The 15,763-nt window shown below is 69.2% G+C and carries 19 protein-coding genes and 1 pseudogene; 11 read left to right on the top strand and 9 right to left on the bottom strand.

The features are described from left to right. Positions 1-56: 56 nt before the first annotated feature. Positions 57-353, bottom strand: coding sequence for a 50S ribosomal protein L28 (gene rpmB / locus VGC56_RS11385; RefSeq protein WP_464125020.1), 297 nt, complete (start codon positions 351-353; stop codon positions 57-59). A 160-nt stretch (positions 354-513) separates the two neighbouring features. Between rpmB and VGC56_RS11380 the strand changes: the two genes are divergently transcribed. From VGC56_RS11380 to VGC56_RS11360, 5 genes are all read left to right on the top strand, one after another. Further along, positions 514-816 carry a hypothetical protein gene (locus VGC56_RS11380; protein ID WP_464125019.1) on the top strand — a complete coding sequence of 101 codons (303 nt, stop codon included), beginning with the start codon at positions 514-516 and terminating at the stop codon, positions 814-816. Positions 817-850: 34 nt separating this feature from the next. Further along, a complete protein-coding gene (locus tag VGC56_RS11375; protein ID WP_464125018.1) occupies positions 851-1,093 on the top strand; it encodes a hypothetical protein in 243 nt (80 codons plus the stop codon). A gap of 63 nt (positions 1,094-1,156) precedes the next feature. After that, positions 1,157-1,588: a nucleoside deaminase gene (locus VGC56_RS11370; protein WP_464125040.1), complete on the top strand. Its 432-nt coding sequence runs from the start codon at positions 1,157-1,159 to the stop codon at positions 1,586-1,588. After that, positions 1,585-3,465: a sulfotransferase family protein gene (locus VGC56_RS11365; protein WP_464125017.1), complete on the top strand. Its 1,881-nt coding sequence runs from the start codon at positions 1,585-1,587 to the stop codon at positions 3,463-3,465. Before VGC56_RS11370 ends, VGC56_RS11365 begins: the two co-directional genes overlap by 4 nt. A gap of 278 nt (positions 3,466-3,743) precedes the next feature. Further along, on the top strand, positions 3,744-4,565 hold the full coding sequence (locus VGC56_RS11360; protein ID WP_464125016.1) for a C40 family peptidase: 822 nt from the start codon (positions 3,744-3,746) through the stop codon (positions 4,563-4,565). Between the two features lie 152 nt (positions 4,566-4,717). On the opposite strand, the gene mltG is transcribed toward VGC56_RS11360, so the two are convergent. From mltG to fabD, 6 genes are all read right to left on the bottom strand, one after another. Next, positions 4,718-5,677, bottom strand: a complete 960-nt coding sequence (gene mltG, locus VGC56_RS11355) for an endolytic transglycosylase MltG (protein ID WP_464125015.1) — start codon at positions 5,675-5,677, stop codon at positions 4,718-4,720. A 7-nt stretch (positions 5,678-5,684) separates the two neighbouring features. Beyond that, positions 5,685-6,941, bottom strand: coding sequence for a beta-ketoacyl-ACP synthase II (gene fabF, locus VGC56_RS11350; protein ID WP_464125014.1), 1,257 nt, complete (start codon positions 6,939-6,941; stop codon positions 5,685-5,687). Between the two features lie 124 nt (positions 6,942-7,065). After that, positions 7,066-7,302, bottom strand: coding sequence for an acyl carrier protein (locus tag VGC56_RS11345; RefSeq protein ID WP_464125013.1), 237 nt, complete (start codon positions 7,300-7,302; stop codon positions 7,066-7,068). A gap of 95 nt (positions 7,303-7,397) precedes the next feature. Then, positions 7,398-8,138 (bottom strand): 3-oxoacyl-[acyl-carrier-protein] reductase, encoded by a 741-nt coding sequence (gene fabG, locus VGC56_RS11340; protein WP_464125012.1) that lies wholly within the window; start codon positions 8,136-8,138, stop codon positions 7,398-7,400. A gap of 4 nt (positions 8,139-8,142) precedes the next feature. After that, positions 8,143-8,568, bottom strand: coding sequence for a GxxExxY protein (locus VGC56_RS11335; RefSeq protein ID WP_464125011.1), 426 nt, complete (start codon positions 8,566-8,568; stop codon positions 8,143-8,145). A gap of 36 nt (positions 8,569-8,604) precedes the next feature. Next, entirely contained in the window at positions 8,605-9,525 is a 921-nt protein-coding gene (gene fabD, locus VGC56_RS11330; protein WP_464125010.1) for an ACP S-malonyltransferase, read from the bottom strand. A gap of 127 nt (positions 9,526-9,652) precedes the next feature. On the opposite strand from fabD, the gene VGC56_RS11325 reads away from it, so the two are divergent. From VGC56_RS11325 to VGC56_RS11305, 5 genes are all read left to right on the top strand, one after another. Continuing rightward, complete coding sequence (locus VGC56_RS11325; protein WP_464125009.1) at positions 9,653-10,141, top strand: DUF4142 domain-containing protein; 489 nt, start codon at positions 9,653-9,655, stop codon at positions 10,139-10,141. Between the two features lie 162 nt (positions 10,142-10,303). Then, positions 10,304-10,750, top strand: a complete 447-nt coding sequence (gene rpsF, locus VGC56_RS11320; protein ID WP_464125008.1) for a 30S ribosomal protein S6 — start codon at positions 10,304-10,306, stop codon at positions 10,748-10,750. An 18-nt stretch (positions 10,751-10,768) separates the two neighbouring features. Further along, positions 10,769-10,993, top strand: a complete 225-nt coding sequence (gene rpsR / locus VGC56_RS11315; RefSeq protein WP_464125007.1) for a 30S ribosomal protein S18 — start codon at positions 10,769-10,771, stop codon at positions 10,991-10,993. 12 nt (positions 10,994-11,005) lie between these two features. Further along, entirely contained in the window at positions 11,006-11,608 is a 603-nt protein-coding gene (rplI, locus tag VGC56_RS11310) for a 50S ribosomal protein L9 (RefSeq protein ID WP_464125006.1), read from the top strand. A gap of 108 nt (positions 11,609-11,716) precedes the next feature. After that, positions 11,717-12,397: a glutathione S-transferase family protein gene (locus tag VGC56_RS11305; RefSeq protein ID WP_464125039.1), complete on the top strand. Its 681-nt coding sequence runs from the start codon at positions 11,717-11,719 to the stop codon at positions 12,395-12,397. Here VGC56_RS11305 and VGC56_RS11300 read toward each other — a convergent pair. Beyond that, a pseudogene (locus VGC56_RS11300) lies at positions 12,394-12,857 on the bottom strand (cupin domain-containing protein). The gene VGC56_RS11305 and the pseudogene VGC56_RS11300 sit on opposite strands and share 4 nt — an antisense overlap. Before the next feature lie 50 nt (positions 12,858-12,907). On the opposite strand from VGC56_RS11300, the gene dapE reads away from it, so the two are divergent. After that, the gene (dapE, locus tag VGC56_RS11295) at positions 12,908-14,038 is read left to right on the top strand and encodes a succinyl-diaminopimelate desuccinylase (RefSeq protein WP_464125005.1); all 1,131 of its coding nucleotides are present in this window, start codon (positions 12,908-12,910) and stop codon (positions 14,036-14,038) included. Here the strand turns inward: dapE and VGC56_RS11290 are convergent. Then, positions 14,035-15,723, bottom strand: a complete 1,689-nt coding sequence (locus VGC56_RS11290) for a putative bifunctional diguanylate cyclase/phosphodiesterase (protein ID WP_464125004.1) — start codon at positions 15,721-15,723, stop codon at positions 14,035-14,037. The two genes, dapE and VGC56_RS11290, sit on opposite strands and share 4 nt — an antisense overlap. Positions 15,724-15,763: the final 40 nt, after the last annotated feature.

Genomic DNA, 15,763 nt, shown 5'->3' with positions numbered 1-15,763 from the left:
GGAAGGGACGGCGTTCGCAGCGTTCGAAGAGGAAAATCTGCCGTGAAGGCAGGCGCTTAAGCAGCGGCTTCGGCGGCCGGCTTCTTGGCGATCTCGCGCTTCAGGCGACGTGCCTTGAGGCTCAATTGCTCATCCGAGGCCTTGGCGAGCCAATTGTCGAGGCCGCCGACATGCTCCACGGAGCGCAGGCCGTTCATCGACACGCGCAGCTTGACGCCCCGGCCCAGCGAATCGCTGATCAAGGTCACGTTCTGCAGGTTCGGCAGGAAGGTGCGCTTGGTCTTGTTGTTGGCGTGGGATACGTTGTGGCCCACCTGACGGCCTTTGCCGGTCAGTTCGCAAATGCGCGACATGATCATCGTCCTGTAAATGAAGCGGGGGCGCGGAACGCCCCCTCAAATCGAGGGCGCGGATAGCCGGTGAGGCGGCTTTCGTCAACTCCGCCGCGCCCCCATTGCCGCTTGCGCCTCGCGCCGCGGGAGAGGATACCGGCGCAAACGGCGGGGGCGGCACATGTTCGAACGTCTGTATCGCGGCGCGATGCGCAACGGCTCGCGAATCCTCTTCCTGTTCGCGCTGGTGCTGCTCCTGTTCGGGATGGTCAATGCCGTGCGGTCGGTCGGCAGGTTCGGCGCCGACAATTCCCTTCGGCCCCAGTGGGTCGAGATCCTCGCCTCGCTGCTTGGCGGCTTCTCCTATTCGGTCCTGCCGTTCATGGCCGCCGTCGCGACCGACCGTTTCGACCGCTGGCTCACGGGCGGCCGCGACGCTGGCGTGCCGGAGGGGCAGCCGCTTGTGCCTCCCGAACTTTCCTGACACACATCAGGCACACCCGTTTCAAGGACCGGCCATGCGCGCACTCCTCTTCCTCGTCGCCCTCCTGATCCTGATCGGGATCGCCCTCGTCTACACCGGCACCATTTCGCTCACCCAGACCCGCCAGGCGCAGGCGCCGGCCTTCGACGTCAAGGTGAAGACGGTCGAGGTCGGCACCACCACCGCCAACGTCCAGGTGCCGACGGTCGGGACCAAGACCAAGCAGCTCGACGTGCCGACCATCCGCGTCGGCGATTCGAACTCCGCCGCCCACTGAGGCTTCCGCCGCGCCGCCCGGCGGGCTAGCCGTCCGCTGATGCCCGCGCCTTTTTTCGAACCGATGCAGATCGCGCTCGCCGAAGCGCGCGCGGCCGCGGCTGCGGGCGAGGTGCCCGTCGGCGCCGTCGTCACCCGCCAAGGCGCTGTAATCGCCCAAGCGCGCAACCGGATGCGCGAGGGACACGATCCGACCGCCCATGCGGAGATGGTGGCGCTGCGGGCGGCGGCCGAGGCGCTCGGCACGTCGCGGCTCGACCAATGCCATCTGTGGGTGACGCTCGAGCCCTGCGCGATGTGCGCCGGGGCCATCGCGCTGGCCCGCATCCGCCGCCTCTATTTCGCCGCGCCGGACCCGAAGGGCGGCGCCGTCCTCCACGGCCCGCGCCTGTTCGCGCAGCCGACCTGCCACCACGCCCCCGAAGTCTATCCCGGCATCGGCGAGGAGGAGGCGGGCGCGCTGCTCCGGGACTTCTTCCGCGAGCGGCGCACGTGACGAGCTTCGCCGAAGCCGTCGCCCTGTTCCGCCGCGGCGACGCCCGCGGCGCCCGCAAGGCCGGCGAGAAGCTGCTCAGGCAGGCGCCGAAGGACCCGCAGCTGCTCGAGTTCGTCGGCATCATGCGGTGCCAGACCGGCGATGGCGTCAAGGGCGTCGCGGCCCTGCGCGCGGCCGCGGCGGCGCGCCCGGCAAATCCCGGCGTGCGGCAGAACCTCGCCCAGGCGTTGGTCGATCTCGGTCGCCTAGCGGAAGCGGAGTCGGCCTGCGCGGAAGCCGCCGCGTTGCCCGACCCCGGCGAGCGGCGCGCCCGCCTCCACGCCTGGCTGCTGCAGGCCCTCGGTCGCCCCGCCGAAGCGGCCCGCCTGTACGAAGCGCTCGTCGCCCGCCACCCGGAGGACGCCGAGAGCTGGAACAACCTCGGCAACGCCCGCCGCGCGCTCCGCGACCTGGCCGCCGCCGCCGCCGCGCTTGTCCAGGCGGCGCGGCTTCGACCCGCGGACGCGGCGATTCACTGCAACCTGTCGCGGGCCCTTCTCGAAGCAGGCGACGAGGAGGGCGCGCTGGCGGCGCTGCGGGCGTATCGCGGACCTCCCGATGCGGGCCTGGAGACTGAGCGGGCGAACCTCCTCGCCGGCGCGGCGCGCGTCGAGGAGGCGGAGCGGGCCTACCGCGCCGCGCTCGCCGTCGAGCCGGCCTCCGCAGATGCCTGGTTCGGCCTCGGCCTCCTCCTCGAACATGGCGGGCGGGGAGACGAGGTGGCCGGAATGCTCGCCGAAGCCGACGCGGCCGGCGTCCACGACGACAGCCTCCACCTCCTCCGCGCCTTTGCCCTGCGCCGGGAGGGGCGGATCGAAGAGGCCCTTGCTGCCGCCGAAGCCGCCCCCGCCGACGTCGAGCCTGCCCGCCGGCTGCAGCTGATCGGCGAAATGAGCGACCGCCTCGGCCGCGCCGACGCCGCCTGGCAGGCGTTCGCCGCGATGAACGAGACGGCAGCGGATGCCGAGGCCGAGGCTGGCGCCGCGATCTACCGCGATGAGGTCGAGCAGGTGATCGCGACCGTCACCCCCGCCTGGGCCGCCTCGTGGACACCGCCCGCGCCGCCGCCGGAACGGCCGGCGCCGATCTTCCTCGTCGGCTTCCCCCGCTCCGGCACGACCCTGCTCGACACAATGCTCATGGCGAACCCGCGGCTCCTGGTGCTGGAGGAGAGGCCGCTGTGGAATCGAGTGATCGAGGAGGCCGGCGGGCTCGAACGCCTCGCCACTCTCTCCCAGCCGGAGATCGAGCGCCTCCGCGCCTTCTATTTCGCCGGAGTCGACGAACATGCTCCCGACGCCGGAGGCCGCATCCCGGTGGACAAGATGCCGCTCAACCTCGCCCGGCTGCCCTGGCTCCACCGCCTTTTCCCCGAGGCGAAGATCATCCTCTCGCTGCGCCACCCGGCGGACGTCGTGCTCAGCTGCCTCTTCACCAACTTCAAGCTGAACTACGCGATGGCGAACTTCCTCGATCTCGGCGACGCGGCGCGCCTCTACGACCGGGTGATGTCGGCCTGGGAAGCGAGCCGCACCGCCTTGGGCCTCACGCCGCACGCCATCCGCTACGAAGATCTCATCGCCGATCCGGACGCGGCGCTCCGCCCGCTCTTCGCCTATGTCGGCCTCGACTGGACCCCCGAGGCCGCCGATCACCGCCAGGCGGCCCGCGCCCGCGGCTACGTCGCCTCGGCGAGCTACGCCCAGGTCACCGAGCCGATCTACCGCCGCGCCGAGGGCCGCTGGACCCGCTACCGCGACCGCCTCGCGCCCATCCTCCCGATCCTGGCGCCGTGGGCAGAGCGGTTCGGCTATGCCCTCGAGGGTCTGGACTCATGACCGGCAATGGCCAGGATCGCCCGGAGAAGGGCAGCGGCAAGGAGCGGTGCGCAGGGCGGGCCGTTGCCCGCACAAGCGCCGCCACGTAGCCGCTGCCCTTCTCCGGGCGACCGCGAAGCGGCGAGGCGGAGAGGCGGCCATGGCGTCGTTGCTCGTCGGTCACGATGCATCAGCATCGCTCCCTCCTCGCGCCTAGCCCTGACCCCCTCTCCGCCTCGTCACGGCCGTTGCCCATTATGAGTCCAGACCCTCGGCATTTCACCCTCGACGGGCCGTCGATGGTCCTCGATCCGCGCCTCAACGCCTGGCGCAAGGACATCGCCGACATCGACCTCGCCGACCGCCTGTTCGCCCCGCATTATGCGGAGGCGCTGACCCGGGCATGCGGGATCATCCCCGCGATGGTGCGCAGCGAGCCCGCCGACGAGGCGGAGGCGGTGTCGCAGCTCCTCCCCGGCGAGGAATTCGCGGTGCTCGATATCAGCGGCGGCTGGGCCTGGGGCTATTGCCGGCTCGACCACCGGGTCGGCTATGTCGAGGCGATTGAGCTCGCCGCCCCGCTCGAGACCACCCATATCGTCATCGAGGCGCAGGCGCCTGTGCAGGCGGGAAGCGACCCGCTCTCGGCCGCCCTCTCCTTCCTGCCGATGGGCGCGCGCCTCCACGGCAACGTGAAGGGCGCGGTGCTGGAATTCGAAGGCGGCTTCATCCCTCTGAGCTATTTGCGGCCCATCGCGGAGCCGGAGGCGGACCCGGTGACGGTCGCGCAGCGCCTGATGGGCACGCTCTATCTGCGCGGCGGCCGCAGCCTCCACGGCATCGACTGCTCGGGTCTCGTCCAGCTCTCGCTCCAGCTCTGCGGCATCGACTGCCCGCGCGACACCGTGGACCAGCGGAGCCTCGGCGAACCCGTACCGGACGGCGCTCCGCTGCGCCGCGGCGACCTCCTGTTCTGCGAGGAGCATGTCGGGCTGATGGTCGACGACCGCATGGCGATCCAGGTCAGCCATTCCTCCCAGAAGGTGACGGTCGAACCCTTCACCTGCGCCCAGCCCGCCGGCAGCGCCGACGGCATCGAGCGGCGGCGTCTGGCGGTTTAACCTTCAGTCCTCCTCGTGAGGCGAAGCCTCATGGGGAGGGGGACCACCCGAAGGGTGGTGGAGGGGCCATTATCGACTCAGCAAGGCCCCTCCACCGCACTTCGCGCGGCCCCCCTTCCCATCGGCTCCGCCGACAGGGAGGACGAGGGCCCCTACATCTCCCCCCGCGCTCGGCGGATGTCGAACCACTTCTTCACGTTGGCATTATGCTCGGCCAGCGTGTTGGCGAAGACGTGGCCGCCGGTGCCGTCGGCGACGAAGTAGAGCGCCTGAGTCTGCGCCGGGTGGAGCACGGCGGCGATCGAATCCTTGCCCGGATTGGCGATCGGCCCGACCGGGAGCCCCGCCTTGGTGTAGGTGTTGTAGCCGTTCACCGCCTGCACCTCGGATTTCAAGATGCGGCGGCCGAGCGGCTTGCCCTTGGTGATGGGATAGATGATCGTCGGATCGGCGCCGAGCCGCATCCCCTGCCGGATCCGGTTCGAATAGACCGCCGCCACCATCGGCCGCTCGGAAGCCTTGGCCGTCTCCTTCTCGACGATCGAGGCGAGGGTCAGCGCCTCAGCCTTGTCCTGAACCACGGTCTCGGGGCTGCGCTTCGCCCAAAGCTGGTCGATCGTCTTCGTCATCGCCGCCTGCATCCGCGCCAGCACCGCGGCCCGGCTCTCGCCCCGCTGGTAGCTGTAGCTGTTGGGGAGGACGGAGCCCTCCTCCGGCAGCGGCGCGTCTCCGGAAAGACCCGGCGCCGCCGCCAGCCGCTCCTGGACGAGGATCGAGGGCATCCCTTCCGGGATCGTCACCATCCGCTGCAGCGTCTTGCCGCCTTCGAGCAGCGACAGGATCTGCGCGTGGCTGGCGTGGGCGGGGAAATCATACTCACCCGCGTCGATCCGCCCGCCGCCGCCGAACAGCCGCGCCTGGAGGAGGAAGCGGCGCCGCGACGAGATCGCGCCCGCCTTCTGGAGCAGCGTCGCCGCCGAGGCGAGGCTCGCCCCCTTGGGGATAACCACCGTCACCTGGTGCTGCGCCGGCCCGCGCGCGTTCCAGCCCTGGATGAACCATACGCCGGTGACGAGCGCGGCGACCAGGACCAGCGCGAGCAGTTTCTTCATGGCCGGATCAGACGGCTTTCATCACCAGGCTGGCATTGGTGCCGCCGAAGCCGAAGCTGTTGTTCAGCACCGCGCGGACCCGCCGCTTTTTGGCCTTGTGCGGCACAAGGTCGACACCCTCGGTGCCTTCGTCCGGATCGTCGAGGTTCAGCGTCGGCGGCACGATTTGGTCGCGGATCGCCAGTACGCAGAAGATCGCCTCCACGGCGCCTGCGCCCCCGAGCAAATGGCCTATGGCCGACTTGGTGCTGCTCATCGACGCGCCGTGAAGATCGTCCCCGAGGACGCGTTTCACGGCCGCCAGCTCGATCGTGTCGGCCATGGTGGAGGTGCCGTGCGCATTCACGTAGTCGATGTCGTCAGGGGTAAGCCCGGCCTTCCGCAGGGCCATGCGCATCGCGAGCTCGGCACCCTTTCCCTCGGGGTGCGGAGCCGTGACATGATAGGCGTCGCCGGAAAGGCCGTAGCCCACGACTTCCGCATAGATCTTAGCGCCGCGCGCCTTGGCGTGCTCATATTCTTCGAGCACCAGCACGCCCGCGCCCTCCCCCATGACGAAGCCGTCCCGGCCCTTGTCATAGGGGCGGCTCGCCTGTTCGGGCCGATCGTTGAAGGTCATGTTGAGCGCGCGCGCCTGGGCGAAACCGGCGACGCCCAAGGGGTTGATCGTGCTCTCCGCCCCACCGGCCAGCATGATGTCGGCATCGTCGTCCTTGATCATGCGCGCGGCGTCGCCGATCGAGTGGGCGCCCGTCGAGCAGGCGGTCACCACCGAATGATTCGGCCCCATCAGGCCATATTTGATCGAGACCTGACCGGAGGTGAGGTTGATCAGCCGCCCGTGCACGAAGTGCGGGCTGACCCGCCCCGGCCCCTTGTTCGCAAGAACCAGCGACTCGCTCTCGATGCCCGGAAGGCCGCCGATGCCGGAGCCGATCGACACGCCTGTCCGCTCTTTCAGGTCTTGGTCCATGTCGGTCAGCCCCGCATCCTCGAGCGCCTGTCCGGCGGCGTCGAGCGCGTAGACGATGAACGGATCGACCTGCCGCTGGACCTTGTGGTCGACCCTCTTGTCGGCGTCGAAGCCGTAGGGGTGGTCCTTGGGCTTCACCTCGCCGGCGATCTTCGCTTTGTGATCGCTGGTGTCGAAGCGGGTGATGGGGCCGATGCCGCTCTTGCCCGCGATGAGGTTGGTCCAGGTCGTCTCGACGTCTCCGCCGAGCGGCGTCACGAGCCCAAGACCGGTTACGACGACGCGGCGCATTCAGTCACTCCTTGCTGGAACAGGCGAACGGCTCCCCGACATGGGGCGCCGCCGACCGTTTGTCGACAGGCCCGGCCGGGGAGCCGTTCTTCAAAACTCGACACGCCGTGCTCGGCGCGCAGGCTCAGGCCTTGTTCGCCTCGATATAGTCGATGGCGTCGCGGACCGTCCCGATCTTCTCGGCGGCATCGTCCGGAATTTCGACGCCGAACTCCTCCTCGAAGGCCATGACGAGCTCGACGATGTCGAGGCTGTCGGCACCCAGATCGTCGATGAAGCTCGCTTCCTCGGTCACCTTGTCGGCTTCGACGCCGAGATGCTCGACGACGATTTTCTTCACGCGATCGGCGGTCTCGCTCATGTGCTACCCTTCCCTAGGTGGTATTTTTGCCAGCCCTAGCCGGTGTCCGGGGGGGCGGCAAGGGGCGGCGACGCGGCGGCGGGCGCCGTCCCCATTCAGAGCATGATCATGCCGCCATTGACGTGGATCGTCTGCCCGGTGACGTAGGCCGCCTCCCGGCTCGCCAGGTAGACCACCGCCGAGGCGACGTCCGCCCCCTCGCCCAGCCTCCCAGCCGGGATCTTGCCCATCAGATTCTCGCGCTGGCTGTCGGGCAGCGCATCGGTCATCGCCGAGCGGATGAAGCCGGGCGCGACCGTGTTCACGGTGATGTTGCGGCTGGCGACCTCCTGCGCGAGCGCCTTCGACATGCCGGTCACCCCGGCTTTCGACGCCGCGTAATTCGCCTGCCCCGGATTGCCCATCGCGCCGACGATGGAGGTGATCGACACGATCCGGCCGTAGCGGGCGCGCATCATCGGCTTCATCGCGGCGCGGGCAAGGCGGAAGGTCGCCTCAAGGTTGATGCGGATGACGTCCGCCCATTCCTCGTCCTTCATCCGCATGGCGAGGTTGTCGCGCGTCACCCCGGCATTGTTGACGAGGATGTCGAGCTTCCCCCCCAGCGCCTCCACCGCCCGCGGCACCAGCCCATCGACCGCCGCCGCGTCCGAAAGGTCGCAATCCACCGCCACATGCTCCCCGCCGAGCGATGCCCGAAACGCCTCCAGCTTCTCCACGTTCGACCCGGAAACCGCCAACCGCGCCCCCTGCCCGGCAAGCGCCTGCGCAATCGCCGACCCAATCCCGCCCGAGGCTCCCGTCACGAGGCCTGTCATTCCGCTGAGGTCGAACATGATCTTACTCCGTAATTGGGTTCGCGCAGAGACGCAGAGACGCAGAGGGGTGGTAGTCGTTGACGAGCCGGCGGAACCCTTCCTTGAGCGTGGCCCCGCCGAAATTGATCAGCAGCCCTACGGGCTGTTTGGTGAGGCGTAGATAGGTGAGCAATTGCTTCGCGTGTGAAGCATGCAGCTGATCGACCGACTTCACCTCGATCAGGAGACGATCGTCGACCATGATATCGATGCGGAAAGCCGCTGCGAAGCGAAGGCCCTCAAACTCGATGTCCACGGGCACCTGCCGCGCAACGGAATAACCCATTCTGAGAAGCTGGCCCGCGAGCACCGTTTCGTAAACGGATTCGAGCAGGCCGGGACCGAGCTCTCTATGCAGCTTTATGGCCGCATCGAGCACGTCGCCGCTTATCCGGTCTATATCCCTCACCCGGCACCTCTGCGTCTCAGCGTCTCTGCGCGAATATCAGATTTCCTTCGCGAGGGCTTCGATGTCTTCCATCGTGACGACGCTGCGGACGTTGGCGTCGGGGGCGATGCGTTTGACCATGGGGCCGAGGACCTTGCCGCCGAATTCGACGAAGTCGGTGACGCCCGCCTCCCACATCGCCGCGACGCTCTCGCGCCAGCGGACCATGCCGGTGACCTGGGCGACGAGGAGGCGGCGGATTTCGGCGGGGTCCTTCACCGGGGCGGCGGTGACGTTGGCGTAGAGCGGGACGGCCGGCGCGGCGATCCGCGCATCGGCCAGCGCCTGCTCCATGGCGTGAGCGGCTGGCTCCATCAGCGGCGAGTGGAACGGGGCCGAGACCGGAAGGAGGATTGCGCGCTTGGCGCCTTTCTCCTTGGCGATGACAAGGGCGCGCTCGATCGCCCCCTTGTGCCCCGAGAGGACCACCTGGCTGGGATCGTTGTCGTTGGCGACGGTGCAGACTTCGCCCTGCGCCGCCGCGTCGGCCACCGCCTGGGCGATCTCGAGGCTGGCGCCGAGCAAAGCGGCCATCGCCCCCTGCCCCACCGGCACCGCCTGCTGCATCGCCTGCCCGCGCAGCTTGAGCAGCCGCGCCGCCGTGGCGACGTCGAACGATCCGGCCGCGGCGAGCGCGGTATATTCCCCAAGGCTGTGGCCGGCGACGAAGTTCGCCTTGGCGACCTCGATACCCGAGACGCGGAAGGTGGCGAGGGCGTTCGCCATGATCGCCGGCTGAGCATTCTCGGTGAGGGTCAATTCCTCGATCGGCCCCTCCGCCATCAGCCGCGCGAGATTCTGCCCCAGTGCCTCGTCGACCTCCTGGAAGAGGTGGCGGGCGACCTGGCTCGCCTCGGCGAGCGCCTTGCCCATGCCGACCGACTGGCTCCCCTGGCCCGGGAAAATGAACGCGCGCATCGCCTCTCCTCCTGTTGCCGGGCGCGTAGGCGAGCGCCCCCGCCAGGGTCAAGGCGGCGGGCAGGAACCCGCTTCGGGGAGCCGGGTTGTAAGCCGCGTCCACTCCAGAGACCCGAGGACCTCTCCAATGAAAACCAGACACCTCATTGCCTTCGCCGCCGCTTCGCTCGCCGCCTCCGCCGCCTTCGCGGCACCGCCCGCCGCCTTCCTCCGCGACGCCGGCATGGGCGACAATAGCGAGATCGAGCTCGGCCGCCTCGCCGAGCAGCGCGGCGCCTCCGGCGCCGCCAAGGACGCCGGCCGCATGCTCCAGCGCGACCACAGCGCCTCGAAGCAGGCCGCAGCGCCGCTGCTGCGCCGCTTCCGCGTGCCGCCGCCCGCCGGCGTCAAGCCCGAGGCCCGCGCCGAGATGCGCCGCCTGCAGGGCCTGCACGGCCGCGCCTTCGACGCCGAGTTCGCCCGCTTCGGCGTTGAGGAGCACCAGAAGGACATCGCCAAGTTCCAGGCGCAGGCCCGCACCGGCGACCGCGACACCGCCGCCTACGCGCGCGGTCAGCTGCCGGTGCTGCGCAATCACCTGCAGATGGCCCGCGACCTGATGCGCACGGCGCGCTAACGCCGGGCGTCACTTGCCAAAAGCGCCGCTTCTGCTATGGAGCGGCGCAATCGGGGCGGAAGGCCGTGCGCCTCCCGCCCCGGTTCATTTACAGACGACAGCCGGAGGGGCGTCCGCAACGGGCGGCGTCAGCGATCGGCCAACAGAAAAGGACATGCGGACATGCCGCTCTACGAGCACGTGTTCATTGCGCGTCAGGACCTGGCTCAGGCCCAGGTGGACGCGCTGGCGCAGACCGCCACCGACATCATCGAAGCGAACGGCGGCAAGGTCGTCAAGACCGAGACGTGGGGCCTGCGCTCCCTCGCCTACCGGATCGCCAAGAACCGCAAGGGCCATTACGTCGCCCTCGATTTCGAAGCCCCCCCCGGCGTCACCGCCGAGCTCGAGCGCCAGACCCAGATCAACGAGGACGTCATCCGCTACATGACGATCCGCGTCGACGAGCACGAAGCCGGCCCGTCCGCGATGATGCGCCGCAACGAGCGCTCCGAGCGCGGTGATCGTGGCGACCGCGGCGACCGCGGCGATCGTGGCCCGCGCGGCGACCGGGGCGATCGCCCCGACCGCGGCGACCGCGCCCCCCGCCCCGATTTCGCCGACGCCTAAGGGAAAGGACCAGAACCCATGGCACGCCCATTTTTCCGCCGCCGCAAGTCCTGCCCTTTCTCCGGCAAGGACGCCCCGCGCATCGACTATAAGGACGTCCGCCTGCTGCAGGGCTTCGTCTCGGAGCGCGGCAAGATCGTTCCCAGCCGCATCACCGCGGTGTCCGGCAAGAAGCAGCGCGAGCTCGCCACGGCGATCAAGCGCGCGCGGCATCTCGGCCTCCTCCCCTACGTCGTGAAGTAAGGAGTTTCCGAAATGGATGTCATTCTCCTCGAGAGGATCGAGAAGCTCGGCGCCATCGGCGACGTGGTGAAGGTGAAGAACGGCTACGCCCGCAACTTCCTCCTCCCCAACGGCAAGGCGCTCAGGGCCAACGAATCGAACCGCAAGGTCTTCGAATCGAACCGTGCCCGCATCGAGTCGACGAACGCCGAGCGGCGTACGGCGGCCGAGAAGGACGCCAAGGGCATTGACGGCATCACCGTCCAGCTCATCCGCCAGGCGTCGAACACGGGCCAGCTTTACGGCTCGGTCAGCGCGCGCGATCTGGCCGAGCTGTTCGAAGCCGAGGGCCACAAGATCGCCAAGAACCAGATCGTCCTCGACCGGCCGATCAAGGCGATCGGCATGCAGGACGTGAAGATCGCCCTCCACCCGGAAGTGGCGGTGACGGTGCACGTCAACATCGCCCGGTCGCCGGAAGAGGCGGAGATGCAGGCGCAGGGCGTCGACGTGATGACGCAGATGTTCGAGAAGGACAGCGCCGGCTTCACCGAGGATTACGATCCCAACGCCGAGCCGGGAGAGATCCCGACGGCCACGGCGGCCGCCGACGGCGAGGCCGCGAGCGAGGCCTGAGCCTCCTTCGCCGCTGCGAGAATCAAGGCCGTCCGCTCCATTCGAGCGGGCGGCCTTTTTCTTTGGGCTTGATCGGCCCGCCCCTGCTCGGGCAGGCCCGCGCCCATGTTGAAGCTCATTATCGGCAACAAGGCCTATTCGAGCTGGTCGCTGCGCGGCTGGCTCGCCGTCAAGCAATCGGGCCTCGCCTTCGAGGAGATCAATGTTCCCCTCTTCGACGAGGAATGGGAGCGGCGGCGCGAGGGCAACGAGTTCGCGCCGTCGGGCGGCAAGGTGCCGGTGCTGTGGGACGGAGCCGTTGGCGGCGCTGGGGCGGTGATCTGGGATTCGCTGGCGATCATCGAATGGCTCGCCGACAAGACCGACCGCGCCCGCTTCTGGCCCGCCGACGACGCCGCCCGCGGCATGGCCCGCTCGATGGCCGCCGAAATGCATTCGAGCTATCCGAACCTGCGCCGCGACTACGGCATGAACGTGCGCAAGCACTTCCCGCCCAAGGCCATAGCCGACGAGGCCAAGGCCGAGATCTCCCGCATCATGGAGCTCTGGGCGCAGGCCCGCGCCCGCTACGGCGACGGCGGCCCCTACCTGTTCGGGACGTTCGGCGCCGTGGACATCATGTTCGCGCCGGTCGTCACCCGCTTCGTCACCTATTCCGTCCCGGTTCCCCGCTTCGCCGCGGCTTATGTGGAAGCGATGCTCGGCCATCCGTGGATGCAGGAATGGATCGAGGCGGCCCAGGACGAGCCCTGGGTCATCGAGCAGTATGAGGCGCCCCCCGCCGGCTAGGGCGCCCGCTTCGCCTCATAGGGCGTACCGTCATTGTGGACATAGGTCCCGTCGGGCGTGAAGCGCATGTCGATGTCCGGATAGTCGCCGCCGCCATTGCTCCCGGCGCCGACGACGACGAACACGCAATCCTCCTGGCCGCGATTCTGGACATGATGGCCGTTGCCGTCGTTCATCGGAAAGGCGGCGCAATCGCCCGGCCGGAGGACATGCTCGCCCGCATCGTCGACCAGAACCCCCTCCCCTGCCAGCATGACGAGGAACTCGTCCTCCCCGGCATGCGAGTGGCGCTGCGACGACCAGCGCCGGGCTTCAGCACGACATGGCTCGCACCGAGTGCGGTGAGCCCCGTCGCAGGCGCCAGGCGGCGGTACCAGCGTCCCGCCACGGCGGCATCGAACGGCGCGGGATAGCCCGTCCGGTTGACCTGCTCGATCGCGTCCAGATCGATCTTCGGCACCTCGTCCCTCCCTGCTGTGCAAGACCCGCCGCTGTTGCTAGTCCCGCCCGATGACCGCCGCAATCGACGCCATCGACCTCGCCTCCCGCCTCATCGCCTGCCCGAGCGTCACGCCCGCCACCGGCGAAGTGTTCGAAATTCTCGAGGCGGCGCTGGCGGGGATCGGCTTAGAGGTGCACCGCTTCGTGCTCGGCGAGGCGCCGGACGGCCCGGTCGAGAACCTCTTCGCCACCCGCGGCGGCGAAGGCACCCACTTCGGCTTCGCCGGCCATCTCGACGTCGTCCCCGCCGGCGACGGCTGGGCGAGCGACCCGTTCACGCCCGAGGTGCGCGGCGGCCTCCTCTACGGCCGCGGCTCGGTGGACATGAAGAGCGCCGTCGCCGCCTTCGCCGCCGCCTGCAGCGATCTCAGCGAGCACCAGGGCCGGATCAGCTTCCTCATCACGGGCGACGAGGAAGGCCCCGCCACCTACGGCACCCCGGCGATCATGGAATGGATGGCGGAGCGGGGGATCAGGCCCGACATGATCCTGATCGGCGAGCCGACCTCGGACTCACGCCTCGGCGACATCGCCAAGATCGGCCGCCGCGGCTCGGTCAACATGTGGATCGACGTGCCCGGCGTGCAGGGCCATGTCGCCTATCCCCACCGCGCCGACAACCCGATCCCGAAGCTCGGCCGCATCGTCTCCGCGCTCGACGCCCTCCACCTCGACGACGGCAACGAGACGTTCCAGCCCTCCAACCTCGAAATGACCGCCGTGGAGACGGGCAGCAAGACGACGAACGTCATCCCGGGCTCGGCCCGCATCCAGCTCAACATCCGCTTCAACAACCTCCAGCGCGGCGAGGACCTCGTCGCCCTCGTCCGCCGCACCGTCGCCGCCGAAGCGCCCGACGCCATTGTCAGGGCGAAGATCTCGGGCGAAGCGTTCCTGACTCCGCCGGGGCGGCTCTATGAGCTGGTAACGGAGGCGATCCGCGCCGAGACTGGCATTGCGCCGGAGCTCTCGACCAGCGGCGGCACGTCGGACGGGCGCTACCTGATCAAGCTTTGCCCGGTGGTCGATTTCGGCCTGCCCAACGCGACCATGCACAAGCTCGACGAAGCTGCCGCCGTGGAGGACATCTACGCCCTCCAGCGCATCTACGCACGAATCCTGCGGATGGCGCTGGCTTAGGCCGACACGCGGGCGAGGCTGCGGGCGCAGTCCTGGCCCAGCGCCCAGCGGACGAACGGCGCTTCCGCCATCGCTTCGGCGCTGAACAGGCCCTGCACTTCGTCGCAGCCGATGGCGCGCAGCACTTCCAACTGCTCGTGGCGATTGGCCGCGACGGCGACCGCCGCGCAGCCGAGGCCGTGGATGAGGTGGACGAGCGAGGTCGCCACCGCCCGCGTGCGGGGCGAGCTGTGGACGTCGGCGATGAGTGACGGGTCGAGCTTGATCCGGTCCGCGGCCAGCGAGGCGATGCGGACGAGCGAGGCATTGCCCTCGCCGAAGCCGCCGATGCACAGCCGCACGCCATCCCGCCGCAGCGCCTCGAGCCCGCGCAGCATCCTGGCGTCGCAGTCGGCGAGCAGCGAAGAGGCGATCTCGATCTCGATGTCGCCCGCCGCGACAGTGCCGGTGAGGAGCAGTCCGCGCAGCCGCTCGAAGGCGTCGCCGCGCTGCAATTGCTGGCGGCGAATCGGCACGACGAGGCGCTGGTTGAGGCCCTCGCGGCGCCAGCGCGTCAGCGCGGCGATGGCGGTCGACAGCGTCCAGTCGCCGATCTCCAGCGCGACGGCGCGTTCGTGGCACAAAGTGCCCAGATCGTCCGGCAGCCAGCGCTCGCCCTTCGCGTGGTTCCACCGCACCACCGCCTCGGCGCCGACGATCGCGCCGGTCCTCAGACACAATTGCGGCTGGTAGACGAGCTCCAGTTCGCTCCGGGCCACGGCGTTGCGCATCGCCGCGTCGCTCTCAGCCCGCTCCTCGCAGGCGCGGGCGAGGGCCGCGTCGTAGAGGCAGGTGCGCGACCGGCCGCTGGCCTTGGCGTGGTACATGGCGACGTCGGCCGCCTTCATCAGCTCCGCGAGGTCCTGGCCGTGCTCGGGGGCGAGCGCGATGCCGATCGAGGCGCCGAGCCAGGAGGCATGCTCGCCGCACGGGAACGGCTCGCACAGCGAAGCGACGACGCAGGCGGCGATCCGCTCTGCTTCGTCCGAGCCGCTGACCCTGGGCAGGAGAATGGTGAACTCGTCGCCGGCGAGACGCGCGACGAGCGGCGCCGACATCGCGCCAGGGTCGATCTCGGTCTGCACGACCTTCCGGAGGCGCTCGGCGACGAGGGCGAGAACCTGGTCGCCCTGGGCATGGCCGAGCCAGTCATTGACCTCCTTGAAGCCGTCCAAATCGATGAACAGCAGAGCGGCGGAGCCGTCGGCGCGGGTGGCGCGCAGCATCTGCTCCGCCTCCCGGCGGAAATGAATCCGGTTGGGGAGCGACGTCACCGGATCGTACATGGCGAGGGCATGGACGTCGTCGAGGGTCGAGCGGACCTGCTCGAACAAGCCATCGACCGCCGAGGCGAGCTCGGGCATCGCCTGCTTCAACGGCTGCGGCGCGGCGCTGGTGAGATCGCCGCTGCGAACCGCCAGCAGCCGGTCGATGAGCGCCGCCACCGCGCGGGCCTGGTCGCCGTTCGGGCGCTCCGCCGCCATCCGGACGATGCAGAGCGCGAAGAGGCCCATGACCAGTGACGCCGCAACCTGCTGGTTGACGCTGCCGAGAAGCAGGAAGCCGAGCAAGGTCAGCGCGAAGGCGGCCGAGCCGGCGATCACCGACAGCATGCGTCCGCTCAATTTCTCCAGTACCGAACCCATAAAGGTCTGTCCCGCGCGCCCCACCCCTTTGAGCGCGTCG

This window comes from Allosphingosinicella sp. (assembly GCF_036403745.1).
GTDB lineage: Bacteria > Pseudomonadota > Alphaproteobacteria > Sphingomonadales > Sphingomonadaceae > Allosphingosinicella.
This window is presented reverse-complemented; position numbering and strand designations above follow the sequence as displayed.

Excerpts from the sequence above, each read along its gene's own strand:
- rpmB (WP_464125020.1), bottom strand. The coding sequence starts at position 353 with ATGTCGCGCATTTGCGAACTGACCGGCAAAGGCCGTCAGGTGGGCCAC.
- VGC56_RS11380 (WP_464125019.1), top strand. The coding sequence starts at position 514 with ATGTTCGAACGTCTGTATCGCGGCGCGATGCGCAACGGCTCGCGAATC.
- VGC56_RS11375 (WP_464125018.1), top strand. The coding sequence starts at position 851 with ATGCGCGCACTCCTCTTCCTCGTCGCCCTCCTGATCCTGATCGGGATC.
- VGC56_RS11370 (WP_464125040.1), top strand. The coding sequence starts at position 1,157 with ATGCAGATCGCGCTCGCCGAAGCGCGCGCGGCCGCGGCTGCGGGCGAG.
- VGC56_RS11360 (WP_464125016.1), top strand. The coding sequence starts at position 3,744 with ATGGTCCTCGATCCGCGCCTCAACGCCTGGCGCAAGGACATCGCCGAC.
- mltG (WP_464125015.1), bottom strand. The coding sequence starts at position 5,677 with ATGAAGAAACTGCTCGCGCTGGTCCTGGTCGCCGCGCTCGTCACCGGC.
- fabF (WP_464125014.1), bottom strand. The coding sequence starts at position 6,941 with ATGCGCCGCGTCGTCGTAACCGGTCTTGGGCTCGTGACGCCGCTCGGC.
- VGC56_RS11345 (WP_464125013.1), bottom strand. The coding sequence starts at position 7,302 with ATGAGCGAGACCGCCGATCGCGTGAAGAAAATCGTCGTCGAGCATCTC.
- fabG (WP_464125012.1), bottom strand. The coding sequence starts at position 8,138 with ATGTTCGACCTCAGCGGAATGACAGGCCTCGTGACGGGAGCCTCGGGC.
- fabD (WP_464125010.1), bottom strand. The coding sequence starts at position 9,525 with ATGCGCGCGTTCATTTTCCCGGGCCAGGGGAGCCAGTCGGTCGGCATG.
- VGC56_RS11325 (WP_464125009.1), top strand. The coding sequence starts at position 9,653 with ATGAAAACCAGACACCTCATTGCCTTCGCCGCCGCTTCGCTCGCCGCC.
- rpsF (WP_464125008.1), top strand. The coding sequence starts at position 10,304 with ATGCCGCTCTACGAGCACGTGTTCATTGCGCGTCAGGACCTGGCTCAG.
- rpsR (WP_464125007.1), top strand. The coding sequence starts at position 10,769 with ATGGCACGCCCATTTTTCCGCCGCCGCAAGTCCTGCCCTTTCTCCGGC.
- rplI (WP_464125006.1), top strand. The coding sequence starts at position 11,006 with ATGGATGTCATTCTCCTCGAGAGGATCGAGAAGCTCGGCGCCATCGGC.
- dapE (WP_464125005.1), top strand. The coding sequence starts at position 12,908 with ATGACCGCCGCAATCGACGCCATCGACCTCGCCTCCCGCCTCATCGCC.
- VGC56_RS11290 (WP_464125004.1), bottom strand. The coding sequence starts at position 15,723 with ATGGGTTCGGTACTGGAGAAATTGAGCGGACGCATGCTGTCGGTGATC.